This is a genomic window from Haloarcula amylovorans (assembly GCF_004681185.1).
GTDB classification, from domain to species: domain Archaea; phylum Halobacteriota; class Halobacteria; order Halobacteriales; family Haloarculaceae; genus Haloarcula; species Haloarcula amylovorans.
Window position 1 is genome coordinate 42564 of record NZ_SRIF01000001.1, and the last position, 17104, is coordinate 59667.

A 17104-nucleotide genomic window follows, 5' to 3' on the forward strand; every position below is an offset into this window, starting at 1 on the left:
CGGCTGGTTCTCAGTCGCCGTCGTCGGCTTGGCCGATGAGGAGCGTATCCTCGACCAGCGCTCCCGTCGCTCGCCGGAGTCGCTCGGAGAGGGCCTGGTGTGAGACGCCGATGGATTCGGCGAGTTCTTCGAGCGTCGCCTCGCGCGGGACTTCGAAATAGCCCGCTCTCGCGGCGGCGACGAGCGCTTCGTGTTGCTCGACGGTCAGGCCGTATCGACCCGCCGGCTCTCCCTCCATCTCGCGAATGAACTCGACTTCGAACGGGATGTCGTGGTCCGCGGCGAACTCGTGCGTCTCGGCGAACAGTTCCCGAGTCGGATACATGACCCGTAACTGCCAGCTATCCCCGCTGCCGAAGGCGGTGAGAATCGTCGCCTTCGAGTTCGTCAGCATCTGGACTACGAGTTGGACGTGGTTGATCCACTGCATCCAGTAGAGACACTCGCTGCCGAAGTCCCCGATGAGCGTCACGTCGCTGACTGTCGGGTCCTCGTCGAGGGCTTTCTCGATCCCCTCGGCGTCGTCGCTTCTGACCCACAGTATCGGCATCACCTGCCCGTCCCCGCTTTGTGCTATCCGCTCGACTTCGAACTCCGTCTCTGGATACTGTTCGAGCGTATAGCTGAGTGCGAAGTCCGTTGCCGGAACCGTCCCTCTGACGATAGTGACCATTCGCTACGTACGACCTCCGGAGGGATAACGTCCTTCATTTATCTAACAAGTTCAGCACGGGCTAGCGATTTGCTTCCTCTCCGTTACCGTCCCAGGCGGCCTGAACGCCGAATCTCGGTGACAGTGCCGGCTTAGAGCGCGGGGCGAATCGGCACGCTCGCCAGCCCCTTCGGTCCGCCGTCCCGAGCGAAGACGAGCGTGAGTCGCCAGTCTCCGTCGATGTCAGCTGCCCGAAGCGCCGTGGGTGGCCAGTCGCCAGCGCCTCGGTAGAGCGCCAGTACGAGCGGGAGGACGGGGAGCCGTCCGTTCCGCGGCGAGAGAACGTAGCCGGACAGTCGGACGACGACTGACCGGGTGCCACCCTCGGTAGACACTGACGACGGTGATCGGACGTAGCCGTCCAGCAGTCCCCGATCTCGGAGATGGGAGAACGCCGCCGGGATCGGCTGTGCCGCGGAGTCGACCGGCGGCAGCCGTCCCGCGGCATCGGCGAGGATATTTGCCTGTTCGTCGGGTGAGAGCCGTCGGTCGAGTTCGCTCGCCATGCTCTCCAGAAGGCAGACACAGAGGTCGTCGAGGTCGTCGACGGTCTCCGCGAGGTCGAAGTAGGTATCCATGACCGCCCGTTCGACGGCGTCGTGACCGGCCGCCGACAGCGTCTCGAAGACGGCGGCCGCGACGCTGTGACAGAAGTCGATGCGCCGACGGCGGGTCGGTTCCGCGGGCGGGCCCTCGCTCCCGGTGTCCGCAGGCGCTCCGCTATCGTCCTTCAAGTTGCTCGCCGACCGGCCGCCTGCGACGGCCGGGTCGACCGCTTGACAGACGACGACGTCGTAGTGCGGGAGCCGCGGGTCGTAGCGCCGGAGCGCTCGCCGATACTGTTCGGTCGCGCGCGCCGCGCGTTGAGCCGTCGAGCGACTGTCGAAACGCGCCTCGGTCGCCGGGACCGGGCGGTCCCCGGTACGCGCACAGACGAGGTAGTACTCGCCGCCGGGACTGGCGAGTGACTCGATGCGGTCGCGGAGTTCGGTGAGTGTGGTTCCGACCATGGGTGGCCCGATTACGGCGTCCGTTTGCCGGGTTCCGCTTCCAGATAATCGCTGATTCGGTCGTCGTCGATGGCGTCGAGCACCGCGTCGCTCCCGACGGCCTCGACTAGACTACCCGGATCGAGGTGTTCGGCGAGGCGTCGGTGGCCCTCTTCGGTAAGGCGCTGAATCTCCTTGTCACTGCGATGGGTCTCGAACGCCCGGTCGACGGCCCGTTCGCGGAGCGTCGAGAGGCGCTCGTCGTCCACGTCGGCGTCGTCTGCGTGTTCGTCGAACCACTCCCGCCAGCGCGCTCGCTCGCCCCACGCGCCTTCGAACTCCGAGTCGGGGCGCAGCCAGTCGTAGTGGTTGGCGAGGACGCCCTCGGGGAGGCCGTCCGCGCGCCGCCACTCTGCGAGGAGCGTGCGGGCGACGTGGGCACCCTGTCCCGCGGCGACGATGGCCTGAACGTCTCGTGGGCCGGACGGCGAAGCGACGTACAGTCCGTCTACCGGCGTCCGACCGTCGTCGTCGGCATACTCCGGGTCGAAGTGTTCGTGTTCCTCGCCGTCGTGTTCGTGGGTCTCGAACATCTCGTCGCCGTCGAGCGGCCGGAGGTACTCCCCGCCGTAGCGCGTCGCCGCGATGACTCGGTCTGCGGTGACTGAGTCGCCGTCTTGGGTCTCGATTCGGAAACTGTCCTCGCCTTCACCCTCGCGTTCGACGCTCTCGACCATGTCGCCGACCACCTCGCAGCCGGCGGCGTCGGCGTGGTCTCGCGCGAGTTCGAGGAACGTCTCGATATCGATTCCGCCCGGAAAGCCCAGGTAGTTCTGCAGGTACGCACAGCGGGCCAGCGAGGAGTTCCCTCGGTCGAAGACGACCGTATCGAGCCCGTAGCGGGCGGTGAAGACGCCGGCCGAACAGCCGGCCGGCCCACCGCCGACGACGACGACGTCGTAGTGTCTCGCGGCCGCGTCGGTGCCGTCCGTCTCGGTCATGCGCCGTTCTCCCCCGTGATGATGCTGGCGACATTCTCTCGGTCGAACAACCGCTCGTCTTCCGGAATCTCGGGGTAAGGAGCCCCATCTTCGTACTCGGGCCACTCGCCGAAGACGTCGGGATAGAGCTGTTTCGCGCCCATCTCTATTTGGAAGAGGTTCATGATAGGGCCCTGATAGCGCATCCCGGCAGGGTACACCCGGTCGTTCTGGACGGCCTGCAAGGTCTGTCCGGCCGAGTGGTTTTCGAGTTGCTGGCGCGTCTTCACCATGTCGTAGTTGGGTGTCAGTCCCCAGAGGTGGAGGATGACGTCGGGGTCCGCTTCTAGCATCGCCTCGTAGGAGACGCTGCCCCAGAGACTGCCCCAATCTTTCTCGGCGAAGGCGTCGCGGGCCCCGAGCGGTCGCGTGTCGGCCAGCCAGTAGCCCGGCTTGTTGAGGTGGTACGTCCAGAACTTCGAGCCGTCGCTGGCCAGCGTCACTCGCACGGCGGTCGGTCGCTCCGACTCCGGCGGGAGGTTCGACTGGATGTGCGAGACGAGATTGGCGTGGACCTGCGCGAGCGCCTCGTAGCGTTCTCGCTCCCGAAACACGTCTGCAACCTTACCAAACAGGTCCCAGAGGCCGTAGTACTGGTAGTCGCTGTCGCCGTTGGGCGGCGGAGCCTGCGTCCCACTGTAGAAGTTCCCAAACCACGGGGCGATCTGGGAGGAGATCTCGTCGACGTCGGCGTCGCTCCAGTTGTCCTGTGCCGCCGCCCACACGGGGTCGGCGAGGTGGATGTCGCTTCCTAACTCATAGAGCAGTTCTTTCGGAAGCCCGTCGCTCAGGGGGTCCTGCAACCCCTCCCACCCCAGCGAGACGCCGTCGAGGTGGTGGTAGTAGTGGTTCATCGTCGTTCCCGACATTTCGGGGACGTACACCGAGTTCACCGACTCGCCGTGGCCAAGCGCGACGGCCATGTCGAGGTACTGCGGGAAGACGGTGAAGACTTCCTTCGGAACCGCATCGAAGGCCACCTCGCCGACTGGGGACATCGAGACGGCGTATCCCGTCTCGGTAGTGGTCGAACCGTCCGTCTCGGCGGCCGTCTCCGGGCGCTGATCGGCGTCGGTCGCGGTTGACCGTTCGGTCCCGTTTCCGTCGGCGCTGGATCCGCCACATCCCGCGAGTAGTCCGCTCGTCGCTACGCCGAGGCCCGCCGCTACGAACCGTCGCCGCGTCGAACCGGAGTCGTCGATTGGCATTATATTTTAGGGCCACCTAAATACATATATTCGTTCCGGTGTTTCGGCGCACCTAAAAGATAGTGAGTGTCACAGCGGACGACGCGCCGACCGGAAAACTCCCGTACTGTCACCGAGGGTTCTGATACCTCTTCCAGTCACTATACCGAACCGAAACCTCTAATATACTGTTTAGGCAAACCTAAATCCATGCATGGCTAGTGCGCATTCCGATTCAGCCCCCTCGGAGACCGCCAACGAGCGCGGCTGGATCACACCCCAACTCGTGACGTTCTGTCTCGCCTGTCTCGGGGTGACCGTCATCGCTGGCCTGATTCAGGTAAGCTTCGGCTCTTATTCGATGACGATTGGGCAGGCGTGGCGAGCGATGTTCAATCCGGACGTCGTCTTTAATCTTGACGCCTGGGAGTCGTTCCTGTTGGGCAGCGAACTCCCCGAGATGAATCGGCGGAGTCTCGTCGTCTGGAACATCCGCCTCCCCCGGGTGTTCGTCGCCGCCATCGTCGGCGCGTCGCTGGCGGTCTCGGGTGCAATCTTTCAGGCCGTGACGCGCAACGAACTCGCCAGTCCCTATGTCCTCGGTGTCTCGTCGGGGGCAGGGCTCGTAGTCCTGTTGACGCTCGTCGTCTTTCCGGGCGTGACCATCGTGATTCCGGTCCTGTTCGGTGGCATCGCGCTCACTACCTCGGCCCTGCTCCCCCTGCTCGCCGCACTCGGCGGGACCATCGCGTTCCTCCTCGTCTACGGGATCGCGTGGAAAGGCGGCACCAGTCCCGTCCGGCTCGTCCTTGCGGGCGTCATCGTCAACATGGTGTTTCAGTCCCTCCAGCGCGGTCTCTTCTTCTTCGCCGACAGCCTCGGCGTCGTCCAGTCGGCGCTCGCCTGGATCACGGGATCGCTCACTGGTACCGGCTGGGAGCAGGTTCGGCTGGCGATCGTGCCAGCGACGTTCGCCATCCTGCTGGCCGTCGGCGGCGCTCGCCAACTCAACGTCCTGTTGCTGGGCGAACGGACGGCGAAGTCACTCGGCATGCGCGTCGAACGCATGCGATTCCTCCTCTCGGGGGTCGCCATCCTCGCGGCGAGCACGGCTATCGCCGTCGCCGGGATCATCGGCTTTTTCGGCCTCGTCGTCCCCCACGTCGTCCGTATCGTCCTCGGAAGCGACTATCGGCGGCTCATCATCGGCTGTCTCTTTGCCGGCCCGGCGCTGATGGTCGTCGCCGACGTCGGCGCACGGCTCGCGTTGAGTCCCGTCCAGATCCCCGTCGGCGTCGTCACCGGCGTCGTCGGTGGCCCGTACTTCCTCTATCTCATGCGCAAACAGCAGACGATGGGTGACCTCTGATGGCCCGGATCGACGGCGAACACGACCACGAACGGGTCACCGACACCGAGGACGTCCCCGTCGAGAGTGCGGTGGTAGCCGAAGACCTCGCGTTGAGCTATCCGAACGCCGAGGAGACCATCGTCGACATCGCCCGACTGGACATCCCCGAAGGGGAGGTGACCGCCCTCGTCGGCCCGAACGGGAGCGGTAAGAGCACATTGCTGAAGGGCCTGTCGAACCACCTCTCTCCGGAGTCGGGCACCGTCCGCCTGTGGGACCGGGAGATTCAGTCCTTCGGTGAGAAGGAACTCGCCCGCGCGATGGGGGTCCTCTCACAGGAGAACGAGTCGCCCGACTCCATCACCGTCGAGGATCTGGTCTATCACGGTCGCTACCCTCATCGGGGGTTCTTCGAGGGCACCACTGACGAGGACCGAGAAATCGTCGAGCGGTCACTGGAGATGGCCGGCGTCGAGCACCTCCGGCACGCGGAGGTCGGCCAACTATCGGGCGGACAGAAACAGCTCGCGTGGATCGCGATGGTACTGGCACAGGACACCGACGTCCTCTTGCTCGACGAACCGACCACGTTCCTCGACTTACACAACCAGTTCAAGGTGTTAGAGACGGTCCGGCAGTTGAACGCCCAGACGGACGTCACTGTCGCCATCGTTCTCCACGATATCGCACAGGCGGCCCGGTTCGCGGACTATCTCGTCGCGCTAAGAGACGGCGAACTGTACGATTGGGGCCCGCCGACGGACGTTGTCACCGAACAGCTTCTGGCGGATGTCTTCGGCGTCGAGGCGACCGTCACCCACGAGCCGGAACTGCAGGTGCTCCCGAAGCGGGCACTCCCCGACGAGTAGTGTCGCCACTGTTTCGGAAGGGTTTTTAGTTTTTAGGCACACCTAAAAATATGGCCGACGAACCACGACGAACGAGACGTAGCGTGTTGCAGACCGCTGCAGGGCTTGCGGGTGCCGCCGCGCTCGCGGGCTGTTCACAGAGCGAGGGCGGGTCGGGAACGGGGACGCCGAACGACACCGACTCTTCTGGGACCGACGCCGCGACGGCCGCACAGACCGAGCAGACAGACGCCGAAACCGAAGGCTCGACCGGCGGGAGTTACTCCGTCTCGATGGAACCAGTCGGCGAGGTGACCTTCGATGCGGTTCCCGAGACGTGGGTCGCCAACAACGGTAGCTGGGCCGACATGGGCATCGCACTCGGACAGGATCCGCCGGAAGGCGTCTGGCTCCCGAGCCGATACCACACTACCTACTACGACGAGATTCCCGACGTCAGCGTCGACAAAAACGGGATGAAAACCCTCTGGGGAAGCTCCGGCGTTGGCAAGGAGCAGTTCTACTCGATGGACGCAGACGTTCACGTCATCGACCCGAACTTCCTCATCAACCGCGCGAAGGGCTGGAAGCAGAGCGACGTCGACGAGATATCCAACAACGTCGCCCCCTTCTTCGGTAACAGCATCTTCTCGGGCGGGTACGAGTGGCACGAGAGCTACAAGTACTACACGCTGTACGAGGCCTTCGAGAAACTCGCACAGGTCTTTCAGCAGACCGACCGCTACGACGCGTTCGCCTCGCTCCACGACGAGTTCCAGTCGAACGTCGATGAGATCGTCCCCGCCGAAGGTGAACGCCCCGCCGTCGCCATCATGTGGGCCGCCGGAAACGAACCCGAGGAGTTCTCGCCGTATCTCATCAGCCAGGGAACGAGTTTCAAGCAGTGGCGCGACCTGAAGGTCCGAGACGCGCTGGCCGAGACGGACGTCAAGGACTTCCACGCGACGCGTGCGGCCGTCGACTACGAGACGCTCCTGGAGATCGACCCGCCGATTCTCATGTTGCGGGGCCACGAGAGCCAGACGAAGTCCGAGTTCCAGGACACCGTCGTCAGCTTCATGGAAGACCACGATATCGCCAGCCAACTTACCGCCGTGAAAAACGGTGACGTCTACCGCGGTGGCCCCCTGTATCAGGGACCAATCACGAACCTCGTCGTGACCGAACGCGCCGCGAAACAGGTCTACGGCGTCGAGAAAGAACTGTTCGACCGGGAACGCGTCGCCAGCATCGTCAGCGGCGACTTCTAACGGCCAAACTGCCCTACTGCGGCGTCGATTTTTCGCTTCTCCGCTATTGGTAGCCACAACGCTGCCCTCGCCGGTCCGTTCGAGCCGGCCGAATCCGATCGAACGCCGATTTCATATAGCCATATATCATTTATCAGATGAGTCGAGCACGTCGCCAAGACGAGAAAATTCTGTAGAAAATCCGATGGAGACGCTGTGAACCGTCAGTAGCCGGCCAGCGACTCGAATGAGTCGGTCGCCAGTGCATCGGCCACTGCATCGATGTCGATATCCTCGACCTGCGCGGGATACTTCCGCTGGAAGTAGCTCACGAGGTTGTCCACGTCACGAGTCAACAATTCACGCGCATTCTCGTGATCGGTCGGGACGGCCTGGGGCCAGTCGAAGACGACGACCCCCTGGGTCGTGACGAAGACGTTGTACTCGCTCATGTCCGCGTGGACGAACCCCTCGCGGTAGGCCGTCTGCATCTCGTCTAAGATAAGCTCTAGGAGTGGGACCACTTGCTCGGTTTCGAGACCGGTCCGCGAGAGTTCGACGCCGTCTACCTTCTCCATGACGATGGCATGGCGATTCGTGTCGATCGGCTGTGGCACCGAGACATCGGGATACAGCGTTTCGAGGGCTTCGTACTCGCGTTCGGCGGCTTTTCGGGCAGTATAGAGCCACGAGACGTGGTCGCGGTCGGCAGTGTACTCCCGCTCTTTCATCACTTCGCGGAAGTTGGTGTACCCCTCGCGGTGGTACTTCAGGGCCATCGGCTTGTAGGACTGCACCTCGTAGACATCGCTCTCTTTGCCCACACCCAAGGGCGCACCGAAGCCTTCGATCGTATCTCGCTCGACGAAGGTGTGCAGGGCAAGCGCGTCGTACCCTTCGAAGGTGAGTTTGAACCCTTCGTACTGGATCGTCTTGCGTTCGAGTAGTTCCCGGTCAGCACAGCGGTCCAACCGATAGTCGACGTTCTCCTCGCTCAGCCGGGAGAACTCGGTGAGCTTCTCGCGGTTGACGTACTCCGAAAAGCGCATCCCCTGCTCGACGCCCGACAGGAGGTGGAAGTCCTCGGGTTCCAACTCCGTCATCACGGAAGCTACGTTCTGGACCATGTACGTGCTCTAATCGCCCGACTCGTAAAAGTTCGGCGCGTCGGCACGAATCGAGTGATAAATTAAATACCGCGATACAAAATGGGTGTGATCGGGGCTGGCGATGGCGCTCTCGTCATCGTCAGAATCGGTTGGACGCGGCCTAGCGGGCCGAGAACACGGAAAGAATCTCCTCTGTCGTCATCCCGCCGTCCGAGTGCCGGTGAATTCGACGACGACGGTCACATCACGTCCCGTCCGCTCTTCGATTCTCCGTTCGAGCGCCGAGGCGAGGTCCGGATACGACTCGTCGGCGGAGTGACTCACTGCCACTGTCACGTTGATCGGTTCGTCTGACCGGGGCAGTCCGCCGTAGGAAGGCTGAACTGCCGTCAAGGTGAGCGAATCGTACGCCGGTTGCGAGAGCGTCTCTTCTACTGCCTGTGTGGTGTCCTGTGAGAACGCGACGTTCATGCCGGTGAGGACGCCTGTTCCAGTGGTGGCGACGAGGACGAGAGCGAGCACTGCGTACACCGACGTTCGGGACTTCGAGGGAAGCGATTCCCGAAAGCTCGTCAGATTCGATTCGTCGTCTTTCCACCACTCCGGTAGGTATCCCATTGCCACCAACGTGACGGTCGCGCCGACGTTGATCGAGAGGAGGTTCACCAACAGGAGGAGGAAGGCTCCGTAGGTGAACACGGGCAGCGACCACGCGATACCGATGCCGACCGCTGCGACGGCGGGGATGATGGCCGCGGCCACCATCACGCCGATGAGTGCCGTCGACTGTTCAGTCGTGTAGCCGAAGGCACCGACGATGCCCGCGACGACGGCCCCCAGCGTCGAGAGCATCGTCGGCGAGGCTCTGAGTCCCAACAGTTCGAGATTCGTGACAGCCAATCTCGTCGAGACGAATCCGAACTCCTGTAAGAGAAACGCGAACGCGGCGGCACCGACGATTCCGAGTGCGAGACCGAGGAACTGGTCTCTGACACTCGACGTGACCATCTTCCAGTCGCCCAGCATCGTCCCGGCCGGGACCGCGAGCGCCGAACTGACCTGCGGGGCGATTATCATCGACCCGATGACGAGCGACGGCAAGTCGATGAGTAGCCCGGCGGCCGCCGCGATGACGCTGAGCAGCGTGCCGACGTAGTATATCTGGTAGGGCCACTGAATCTCCCGAATCTTCCCCTGTAGCTCCTGTTTCGAGAGGGTCCGAACCGTCGAGGAGTACTTGTCTTGGAGGTCGGGTAGCTTCGGCGTATCTGCAAACTCCGCTCTCGTCACCACCGAGTACGCGTCGCTTCCGACGTTTTCTTCCTCGATAGCGTTCAGAACGTCTCCAACGGCCGGTGTCGGTACGGGCGAGAATAGGTGTACCGAATCGTCTTCGGAAAGCGCCGTGTAGTCCGCCCCGTGATCGTCGAGGACGGACGTCACCTTCGACTTATTTTCCTTTGCCACTCTGATATGAAGTTGGCGCACACGTCTCTCGTGGCTGTTTGAAGGATAAGGGTTGTTGCTTGCCTGCGAAACCACCGTACAGCAGCCGAGCCGAGACGGTTTAGTTGTCTGTGCTGTCGGAAGATAATGGAGAGAACGGCGTCGCTCGCGTTACAGCCCTTCGAACTCGGCAATGGCTTCACGCCAGCTATCGGGGATCGGCTGGGGGGCATCGGCCTTGCGGCTGTAGGTGACCACCGTCGTCTCGCCGGTGGCGGCGACGTGGCCGTCGGAACGGATTTCGTACTCGAAGGGGAAGCTCTTGGTACCGAGACGTGGGACGCGGACGCCGACGGTGACGCTATCGGGGGTCCGAACCGGCCGCTCGTAGTCGAGTTCGAGGTTGGCGATGACGATGCCGGTCCCGTCGCCGGCCGCCGAGAGCAGGTCACCGTCGTCCCGCTCGACGACGGCTTGCAGGTAGTCGATGCGGGCTTCTTCGAGGTAGGTCCCGTATCGGACGTTGTTGACGTGGCCGTAGGTGTCTAAATCGTCGTAGCGGATATCGACCTCGGTCGTGAACTCGAAGCTCATGCCAGTAGCTCCGCGTGCTTGTCCTTGAGTTTCTCTATCTTCGGCGGAATCGTCATCGTACAGTACGCTTGATTCGGATTCTTCTCGAAGTAGTTCTGGTGGTACTCCTCGGCGGGATAGAACGTTTCGAGGGGTTCGACCTCGGTGACGATGTCGTCGTCGTAACCGTGTTGGATGTCCTCGATGAACGCCTCGACGGTCTCGCGCTGGTCGTCGTCGTGGTAGAAGACAGCTGAGCGGTACTGTGTGCCCACGTCGTTGCCCTGGCGGTTCAGCGTCGTCGGATTGTGCGTGGTGAAGAAGACTGCCAGGAGGTCCTCGTAGCTCACGACGTCGGGGTCGTAGGTGAGCTGGACGCACTCGGCGTGACCGGTCTCCTCGCGGCAGACGGCCTCGTAGCTCGGATCCTCGACGTGGCCACCGGCGTACCCGGAGACCACCTTCTCGACCCCTTTCACCTGTTCGAAGACGGATTCAGTACACCAGAAACACCCGCCGGCGAACGTCGCTTGTTCGGTATCGGTCATCGACGAGAGATAGGCGGGGGACGCACAAAAACAGCCGGTCGATTCTCGTTATCGGTCGACGTCGCCCATGATGGGGTCGAGACTGCCAAGGGTCGCCACGAGGTCGGCGACGTACTCGCCTTCAGCCATCGCGGGGAACGCCTGGACGTGCGAGAAGGAGGGGCCGCGAATTTTGAAGCGAGCGGGCGTGTCGGTGCCGTCAGAGCGGATGTAGATGCCGAGCTCGCCCTTGGCGGACTCGACGGCGCGGTAGATCTCGGTGTCGGGGTCGGGCCGAAGCGTGCGGGGGACGTTCGACTGAATCTCGCGGTCCTCCTCGGGCCACTCGGCGAGTAGGTCGGCACACTGTTCGACTATCTTTGCAGATTGCTCGATTTCCTGCAGTCGGAGGAGGAGACGTGCGAAGTTGTCGCCGCCGTCTTTCGTGACGACGTTCCAGTCGAGTTCGTCGTAGTAGCCGTAGGGGTCGTCGCGGCGCAGGTCGTAGTCGACGCCGGACCCGCGAGCGACGGGGCCGGTACAGCCGTAGGCCTTGGCCGTCTCGGGTGAGAGATATCCGGTGTCGACGGTCCGCATCTGGAGTATCTCGTTGTTCGTCATCAGGTCGTGGTACTCCCGGACCTTCTCGGGGAGCGAATCGAGGAACGAGTATATTTTCTCGAGGAACGGCTCGCGGGGGTCGGGGAGGTCCCACGCGACACCGCCCAGCCGGAAGTAGTTGAACATCAGCCGTTGGCCGGTCAGGTCTTCGAGAATCCCTTGGATGAGCTCGCGGTCGCGGACCGCGTACTGCCAGACGACGTTGAACTCGCCGACGACGTCCAGCGCGTAGGTGCCGAATGCGAGCAGGTGGCCCAGCATCCGGCTGAACTCGGCGGACATCGTCCGAATCACCTGTGCGTACTCGGGCACGTCGATGTCCGCTAAGTCCTCGGCGGCACGGGCGTAGGCCCACTCGTTGGCCAGTCCGGCACCGCTCCAGTCCCAGCGGTCGGGGTAGGGCATGATCTGGTGGCGGTATGTCCCCGACTCGCACATTTGCTCCTCACAGCGGTGGATAAAGCCGATGTCGGGGTCGACGCCGACCACCTGTTCGCCGTCGAGTTCGACTTCGAGGTGGAGGACGCCGTGCGTCGAGGGGTGGTGTGGCCCGATGTTGAGGTGCATTGTATCGGGACCGGTGCGTTTGTCTTCGAGCAGGTGCTGGTGTTCGCGGAAGGTGACGATCTGTGGCTGGTCCTGATCGTAGTCACGGGACAGCGGGTGGCCCTGCCACGTCTCGGGCAGGAGGATGCGTCGCAGGTCCGGGTGGTCGTCGTACTCGATGCCAAGCAGGTCGTAGGCCTCGCGCTCGTGCCACTCGGCGGTTCGGTATACCGGTGCGGCCGACTCGCTGTGGGGGCGGTCCGACGTGGTGGGGACGACGACTGACAGTTCGCAAGTCGGGTCGTCGTAGCTCCGCAGGTGGTAGATGGTCTCGAAGCGGTCGGCGTACTCCTGTGCGGTGACGCACGCACAGTGGTCTAGCCCCGATTCGGTCTTCAGCGTCGAGAGCACCGCCTGTACCTCGTCGGCGCGAATCACGACCGCCGGCGCGTTCTCGTGGGTCTCCTCGTCGATGACGTACTCACGTATCGGTTCGACGAGGTCCTCGTTCGCGTCGCGCGCTGTGGCCCCGACTGTCCGTGACATACGTGATTCGTCGGCTGCGTCCCCCCTCGCCTTGCTGCCTCTGTTGCGAGGTGCCTTTATACCAAGTGTCCGAACTACCGACATGAAGTACGTCAGGCTCTCCCTCTCGATGGCTCCCGACCTGCGCCATCCGATGCACCAGTTCGTCGTCGACCACGACGGCTACGATGCCAGCTACCTCGTCCGCGGGAACGCGCTCGGCGAGGACGTACAGACCTTCCTCTTTCACGTCAATGGTCACCCGGTCGAACCCTACCGCGAGGCGCTGGACCACGCCGAGAACGTCGTCGAGTACGCCATCTCGACGTGCCCCGACGAGACGTTCTACCTCTACGTGCGGGGCAACCCGTCCGAACAAGACCACGAACTCGTCGACGCGCTCGTTACGGCGGGGCTCGTCGTCGTCTCACCTATCGCCTACCGCGCCGACGGGACCGTCGGTCTCGCGCTCGTCGGTCCCGGGGAGACTGTCCAGCGGGCTATCGAGGCCGTCCCCGACGGCATCTCCGTCGACGTACGATCGGTCAGCGAGTACGACAGCCGGCGCTTCGAGACGGCCGCGACGCTGACCGACCGGCAGTTCGCGGCCGTCGCGGCCGCCGTCGACTGTGGCTACTACGACGACCCGCGAAGCGGGACGACCGAAGACGTCGCCGAGCGACTGGACTGTGCACCGGGGACGGCCGCCGAACACCTCCGGAAGGCCGAGGCCCGCGTGATGGAACGCGCCGTCGAGGAATACAGCGGTCCGACTAGGGCGTAGCTGCACGAACCGCCGCTCGCCCGCGGCCCGCAACGCCTAACGCGCACCGCACCCTACCGCCGTCGATGACACTCGCGGACTTAGATTGGCGCGTCGTCGGCGAGGAACGACACGACGGACCGCTGACGATGGCGTTCGAGGAGGTCGCGGCTGAGACGGTCGCCGACGGCGGTCCCGCCACCGTTCGGGTCTACACGTGGCCCGATACGCTCTCGCTCGGGTATCGACAGGACCCCGACAGCGTCGACTGGGACTTTTGCGAGCGAGAGGGCATCGGCGTCACGCGGCGGCCGACCGGCGGCGGCGCTATCTATCACGATTCAGTCGCCGACATCTCCTATGGCATCGTCGCGCCGACCGACGCCGTCCCGGGCGACCTGATGGACTGTTACGAACTGTTCTGCGAGCCGATATTGGATGCCTTCGAAGGAATAGGTGTGGCCGCGCACTTCGTCGACAGCGAACGCGAGGCTGTCCACCAACCGGCTTGCTACCTCCGCGAACTCCATCCTGCCCACGACATCGTCGGCCCCGACGGTCGCAAACTCGGCGGGAATGCTCAGTACCGACAGCGAGACGCCGTCGTTCAACACGGGTCGCTATCGTTCTCGCTGCGGCCCGAGCGCCACTGCGGCTGTTTTTCCGGCGACGTGGACACCGACGCGTTCCGCGAACGAGTGGGTGCCATCGACGAGTACGCGGATATCGACCGCGAAGCGGCGGTCGCGACGCTGAAAGAGACGCTGGCCGAGTGGGTAGACGCCGAGGAGGGCGGATGGACCGACGAGGAGCGCTCGCGTGCACGCGAGCGCGCGGAGTCAAAGTACGATACCGATGCGTGGGTCCGTCGGTCCCCATAGTCCGCCTGACGATTTGGCAGTCGGCGTCCGGAATCTCTTTGTCACGTCGTCGCTGACCGGGACTATGGTCAGAGTCGGTGCACACACCTCCATCGCGGGCGGCGCGTACAACGCCGTCGAGGAGCAAGTCGAGTACGAAGGCAACTGCGGGCAGATATTCTCCCACTCGCCGCAGGTCTGGCAGGACCCGAATATCGACGACGAGGAAGCCGAGAAGTTCCGTGAGCTGAGCGAGGACAACGGTGTCGGCCCGTGGGTCATCCACTCGTCGTATCTCGTGAATCTCTGTACGCCGAAGGAGGACCTCCGCGAGAAATCGCTCGACTCCATGCAAAAGGAAGTCGAGGCGGCCGCAAAACTCGGCATCGAGTACGTCAACGTCCATCTGGGCGCACACACCGGCGCGGGTGTCGACGGCGGCCTCGACAACGCGGCGAGCGTGCTGGACGACCTGGAGATTCCCGATGGCGTCACCGTCCTCGTCGAGTCCGACGCCGGAAGCGGGACGAAACTCGGCGGCGACTTCGAACACTTGGCGACGGTGGGCGAGCGGACCGAACAGGATATCGAGTTCTGTCTCGATACCGCCCACATGTTCGCCGCGGGCTACGACATCTCGACGCCCGAGGGAGTCGACGAGACGTTCGCCGAGTTCGACGACGTCGTCGGTCTGGACCGCCTCGCCTGCGTCCACCTCAACGACTCGAAACACGCCTGTGGAACGAATAAGGACGAACACGCCCACGTCGGCGAGGGCGAAATCGGCGAAGCCGGAATGTCCGCCTTCATCAATCACGGCGCTGTCGCCGACGTGCCGTTCGTCCTTGAGACCCCCACCGAGAACGGCAAGAGCTTCGCGTGGAACATCGAGCGGGTGCGGGAACTGCGCGAGGAGTAGGTTCTCACGAAGGAAACAAGCGCCACGGCGAGCCAATCGCGGGATTTTTGCCGACGAGTCGCCTGTCTCCGATAGTGCGTAGGTTCTCCGCTGACTACCTCGACTCGACCCGAACCGGGATGTGGGCCGACTCCCGAGCGGCGCTATCGGACCTCGGCCTCGGAGAGTGTGAGCGCGTCCTCGATGTCGGCTGTGGTACCGGCGAGCTGACGCGGGTCTTGCGCGAGGAGTCGGGCGGGACGGTAGTCGGACTCGACGCCGACGCCGAACTCCTCGCCGCAGTAGATGGCCCGGTCGTCCGCGGCGACGCGACGCGACTGCCGTTCACCGACGACGCCTTCGACCTCGTGGCCTGTCAGGCGCTGCTCATCAACCTTCCCGACCCCGAGGCGGCCGTCCGGGAGTTCGCCCGCGTCGCCAGCGACCGGGTCGCGGCCGTCGAACCGAACAACGGCGCGGTCGCCGTCGACTCCACCGTCGAGCGCGAGCCCGCTCTCGCCCGGCGGGCGCGGCGCTCCTTCTTAGACGGCGTCCGGACGGACGTGACGCTGGGAGCCGACGCCGCCGACGTGTTCGAGTCGGCGGGCCTCGACGTGGTCTCGACGCGACGGTACGACCAGGAACGGACCGTCGAACCACCCTACGGCGAGGCGGCGGTGCGGGCCGCCCAGCGGAAGGCGACCGGCGAGGGACTGGCCAGTGACCGGGAGACGATTCTCGCCGGCGAGACGACCCCCGAAGAGTACGACGCGTTGCGCGAACGCTGGCGTGCGATGGGCCGAGACGTGATTTCACAGATGCAGACCGACGACTACGAGCGTCGCGAGACGGTTCCCTTCTTCGTCACCGTCGGTCGGGTGTAGTCGGCGGTGCGTCGGCCCCGATCTGTCGTGACTCGTCCGGGAGCACGGAGCCAGCGGCTCGATAGAGTGCGATATCGAGTCCCCCGATTGCGAGGCCCACGAGGGCACCGACCGGCGCAGCGACGACGATGCCGATGAGGACGATCAGTAGCGCCGAGAGGGGTTGGCTTGTAATCAACTGCGGGATGGCGGTGACTGCGAGGATACCGAGCAGAAACGCGATGCCGCTGACCCCGCCGGCCGCGACGCCCCGTAGCGCGAGCGACCGTAGCGAGTCGTCGACGAGCGACGCGTTCGAGAGCACCCACCGAGCCGCGACGACGAATATCGCCCAGAGATACAGGAAAACGGCGACGCCCGCGAGTGTGTTCAGCCCCTGTAAGAGTCCGCCGAGGACGCCCATCGCGTGGGCGACGACGACAGCGACGAGGACGAACGAGACGACGTCGAAGGTGCCGAGCGTCCACGGGAGAAGGGCGAGCCGCCGGCCTTCGGCGGCGGCCGACTCAACCATGTGCCAGCACCTCCGCGAGGACGACCAGCGCGAGGAGCACGCCGGCGGTCACGCCGTAAGCCCGGCCCAGCGTTCCACGGAGGGCTGCACTCGTTTCGGCGGCTCCGATACCGCTGTGTTCGTCGGCACGGACGACGACGAGCGTTCTGACTGCCGATCCGACGACGAGGCCGACGACGACGAGCAGTTTCACGAGTAGCGTCCGACCCCAGCCGGTCGTCGGTCCGGGCACGCCCAGCGCGCCGAGGTTGCCGACGCCGGTGAGGACGAGGACGCCGAGCGCGCCCCAGAACAGCCATTCGTATCGTCTGGCGGCGGCCATATCGGTCACTGCGGCAGTCCGGTAGCCGTGCCAGAGCGTGATGGTACTACCGACCAGTACGGTGACGGTGAGGACGTGGAGGGTTCGGACGGCGAGGGAGACCAGTTGCGCCATCGACGGACGTACGCACGGCTCGACA

Annotated in this window: 18 protein-coding genes; 7 read left to right on the plus strand and 11 right to left on the minus strand. The window is 64.1% G+C overall.

Annotation, left to right across the window (positions count from 1 at the left end; translation table 11 throughout):
• Positions 1 to 10 precede the first annotated feature (10 nt).
• The 4 genes from E4S61_RS00215 to E4S61_RS00230 all read right to left on the minus strand — a co-directional run bounded on the left by E4S61_RS00215 (position 11) and on the right by E4S61_RS00230 (position 3949).
• Positions 11 to 673: a helix-turn-helix domain-containing protein gene (locus E4S61_RS00215; RefSeq protein WP_135301898.1), complete on the minus strand. Its 663-nt coding sequence runs from the start codon at positions 671 to 673 to the stop codon at positions 11 to 13.
• A 131-nt stretch (positions 674 to 804) separates the two neighbouring features.
• Positions 805 to 1722: a DUF7551 domain-containing protein gene (locus tag E4S61_RS00220; protein WP_135301899.1), complete on the minus strand. Its 918-nt coding sequence runs from the start codon at positions 1720 to 1722 to the stop codon at positions 805 to 807.
• 11 nt (positions 1723 to 1733) lie between these two features.
• Positions 1734 to 2702, minus strand: a complete 969-nt coding sequence (locus E4S61_RS00225; RefSeq protein WP_135301900.1) for an NAD(P)/FAD-dependent oxidoreductase — start codon at positions 2700 to 2702, stop codon at positions 1734 to 1736.
• Positions 2699 to 3949, minus strand: coding sequence for an ABC transporter substrate-binding protein (locus E4S61_RS00230; protein ID WP_135301901.1), 1251 nt, complete (start codon positions 3947 to 3949; stop codon positions 2699 to 2701). Before E4S61_RS00230 ends, E4S61_RS00225 begins: the two co-directional genes overlap by 4 nt.
• Before the next feature lie 193 nt (positions 3950 to 4142).
• Here E4S61_RS00230 and E4S61_RS00235 point away from each other — a divergent pair, with 193 nt between their 5' ends.
• The 3 genes from E4S61_RS00235 to E4S61_RS00245 are packed head-to-tail and all read left to right on the plus strand — an operon-like array spanning position 4143 to position 7398.
• Positions 4143 to 5297: a FecCD family ABC transporter permease gene (locus E4S61_RS00235; RefSeq protein WP_135301902.1), complete on the plus strand. Its 1155-nt coding sequence runs from the start codon at positions 4143 to 4145 to the stop codon at positions 5295 to 5297.
• Positions 5297 to 6148 carry an ABC transporter ATP-binding protein gene (locus tag E4S61_RS00240; protein ID WP_135301903.1) on the plus strand — a complete coding sequence of 284 codons (852 nt, stop codon included), beginning with the start codon at positions 5297 to 5299 and terminating at the stop codon, positions 6146 to 6148. Before E4S61_RS00235 ends, E4S61_RS00240 begins: the two co-directional genes overlap by 1 nt.
• Positions 6149 to 6198: 50 nt before the next feature.
• Positions 6199 to 7398, plus strand: coding sequence for an ABC transporter substrate-binding protein (locus E4S61_RS00245; protein WP_135301904.1), 1200 nt, complete (start codon positions 6199 to 6201; stop codon positions 7396 to 7398).
• Positions 7399 to 7601: 203 nt separating this feature from the next.
• Here E4S61_RS00245 and E4S61_RS00250 read toward each other — a convergent pair whose 3' ends face one another.
• The 5 genes from E4S61_RS00250 to E4S61_RS00270 all read right to left on the minus strand — a co-directional run bounded on the left by E4S61_RS00250 (position 7602) and on the right by E4S61_RS00270 (position 12745).
• A complete protein-coding gene (locus E4S61_RS00250; RefSeq protein WP_135301905.1) occupies positions 7602 to 8504 on the minus strand; it encodes a serine/threonine-protein kinase RIO2 in 903 nt (300 codons plus the stop codon).
• Between the two features lie 180 nt (positions 8505 to 8684).
• Positions 8685 to 9953 (minus strand): DUF389 domain-containing protein, encoded by a 1269-nt coding sequence (locus tag E4S61_RS00255; RefSeq protein WP_209309424.1) that lies wholly within the window; start codon positions 9951 to 9953, stop codon positions 8685 to 8687.
• Positions 9954 to 10103: 150 nt separating this feature from the next.
• Positions 10104 to 10526, minus strand: coding sequence for an acyl-CoA thioesterase (locus E4S61_RS00260; protein WP_135301907.1), 423 nt, complete (start codon positions 10524 to 10526; stop codon positions 10104 to 10106).
• The gene (gene msrA, locus E4S61_RS00265; protein ID WP_135301908.1) at positions 10523 to 11053 is read right to left on the minus strand and encodes a peptide-methionine (S)-S-oxide reductase MsrA; all 531 of its coding nucleotides are present in this window, start codon (positions 11051 to 11053) and stop codon (positions 10523 to 10525) included. The genes E4S61_RS00260 and msrA overlap by 4 nt, the downstream gene beginning before the upstream one ends.
• Before the next feature lie 48 nt (positions 11054 to 11101).
• Entirely contained in the window at positions 11102 to 12745 is a 1644-nt protein-coding gene (locus tag E4S61_RS00270) for an NADH-quinone oxidoreductase subunit D (RefSeq protein WP_135301909.1), read from the minus strand.
• Between the two features lie 82 nt (positions 12746 to 12827).
• Between E4S61_RS00270 and E4S61_RS00275 the strand changes: the two genes are divergently transcribed.
• From E4S61_RS00275 to E4S61_RS00290, 4 genes are all read left to right on the plus strand, one after another.
• A complete protein-coding gene (locus tag E4S61_RS00275) occupies positions 12828 to 13508 on the plus strand; it encodes a helix-turn-helix domain-containing protein (protein WP_135301910.1) in 681 nt (226 codons plus the stop codon).
• A 65-nt stretch (positions 13509 to 13573) separates the two neighbouring features.
• Positions 13574 to 14368, plus strand: coding sequence for a lipoate--protein ligase family protein (locus tag E4S61_RS00280; protein ID WP_135301911.1), 795 nt, complete (start codon positions 13574 to 13576; stop codon positions 14366 to 14368).
• 64 nt (positions 14369 to 14432) lie between these two features.
• Positions 14433 to 15266: a deoxyribonuclease IV gene (locus tag E4S61_RS00285; protein WP_135301912.1), complete on the plus strand. Its 834-nt coding sequence runs from the start codon at positions 14433 to 14435 to the stop codon at positions 15264 to 15266.
• 119 nt (positions 15267 to 15385) lie between these two features.
• The gene (locus tag E4S61_RS00290) at positions 15386 to 16129 is read left to right on the plus strand and encodes a class I SAM-dependent methyltransferase (protein ID WP_135303241.1); all 744 of its coding nucleotides are present in this window, start codon (positions 15386 to 15388) and stop codon (positions 16127 to 16129) included.
• Here E4S61_RS00290 and E4S61_RS00295 read toward each other — a convergent pair.
• A complete protein-coding gene (locus E4S61_RS00295; protein WP_135301913.1) occupies positions 16110 to 16643 on the minus strand; it encodes a hypothetical protein in 534 nt (177 codons plus the stop codon). The genes E4S61_RS00290 and E4S61_RS00295 overlap by 20 nt on opposite strands.
• Positions 16636 to 17079: a CopD family protein gene (locus tag E4S61_RS00300; RefSeq protein ID WP_135301914.1), complete on the minus strand. Its 444-nt coding sequence runs from the start codon at positions 17077 to 17079 to the stop codon at positions 16636 to 16638. The genes E4S61_RS00295 and E4S61_RS00300 overlap by 8 nt, the downstream gene beginning before the upstream one ends.
• Positions 17080 to 17104: the final 25 nt, after the last annotated feature.

What these genes read in the sequence shown, in the direction of transcription:
- E4S61_RS00235 (WP_135301902.1), top strand. Translation starts at nt 4,143, where the DNA reads ATGGCTAGTGCGCATTCCGATTCAGCCCCCTCGGAGACCGCCAACGAG.
- E4S61_RS00245 (WP_135301904.1), top strand. Translation starts at nt 6,199, where the DNA reads ATGGCCGACGAACCACGACGAACGAGACGTAGCGTGTTGCAGACCGCT.
- E4S61_RS00250 (WP_135301905.1), bottom strand. Translation starts at nt 8,504, where the DNA reads ATGGTCCAGAACGTAGCTTCCGTGATGACGGAGTTGGAACCCGAGGAC.
- E4S61_RS00290 (WP_135303241.1), top strand. Translation starts at nt 15,386, where the DNA reads ATGTGGGCCGACTCCCGAGCGGCGCTATCGGACCTCGGCCTCGGAGAG.
- msrA (WP_135301908.1), bottom strand. Translation starts at nt 11,053, where the DNA reads ATGACCGATACCGAACAAGCGACGTTCGCCGGCGGGTGTTTCTGGTGT.
- E4S61_RS00260 (WP_135301907.1), bottom strand. Translation starts at nt 10,526, where the DNA reads ATGAGCTTCGAGTTCACGACCGAGGTCGATATCCGCTACGACGATTTA.
- E4S61_RS00285 (WP_135301912.1), top strand. Translation starts at nt 14,433, where the DNA reads ATGGTCAGAGTCGGTGCACACACCTCCATCGCGGGCGGCGCGTACAAC.
- E4S61_RS00240 (WP_135301903.1), top strand. Translation starts at nt 5,297, where the DNA reads ATGGCCCGGATCGACGGCGAACACGACCACGAACGGGTCACCGACACC.
- E4S61_RS00275 (WP_135301910.1), top strand. Translation starts at nt 12,828, where the DNA reads ATGAAGTACGTCAGGCTCTCCCTCTCGATGGCTCCCGACCTGCGCCAT.
- E4S61_RS00270 (WP_135301909.1), bottom strand. Translation starts at nt 12,745, where the DNA reads ATGTCACGGACAGTCGGGGCCACAGCGCGCGACGCGAACGAGGACCTC.
- E4S61_RS00225 (WP_135301900.1), bottom strand. Translation starts at nt 2,702, where the DNA reads ATGACCGAGACGGACGGCACCGACGCGGCCGCGAGACACTACGACGTC.
- E4S61_RS00220 (WP_135301899.1), bottom strand. Translation starts at nt 1,722, where the DNA reads ATGGTCGGAACCACACTCACCGAACTCCGCGACCGCATCGAGTCACTC.
- E4S61_RS00230 (WP_135301901.1), bottom strand. Translation starts at nt 3,949, where the DNA reads ATGCCAATCGACGACTCCGGTTCGACGCGGCGACGGTTCGTAGCGGCG.
- E4S61_RS00280 (WP_135301911.1), top strand. Translation starts at nt 13,574, where the DNA reads ATGACACTCGCGGACTTAGATTGGCGCGTCGTCGGCGAGGAACGACAC.
- E4S61_RS00215 (WP_135301898.1), bottom strand. Translation starts at nt 673, where the DNA reads ATGGTCACTATCGTCAGAGGGACGGTTCCGGCAACGGACTTCGCACTC.
- E4S61_RS00295 (WP_135301913.1), bottom strand. Translation starts at nt 16,643, where the DNA reads ATGGTTGAGTCGGCCGCCGCCGAAGGCCGGCGGCTCGCCCTTCTCCCG.
- E4S61_RS00300 (WP_135301914.1), bottom strand. Translation starts at nt 17,079, where the DNA reads ATGGCGCAACTGGTCTCCCTCGCCGTCCGAACCCTCCACGTCCTCACC.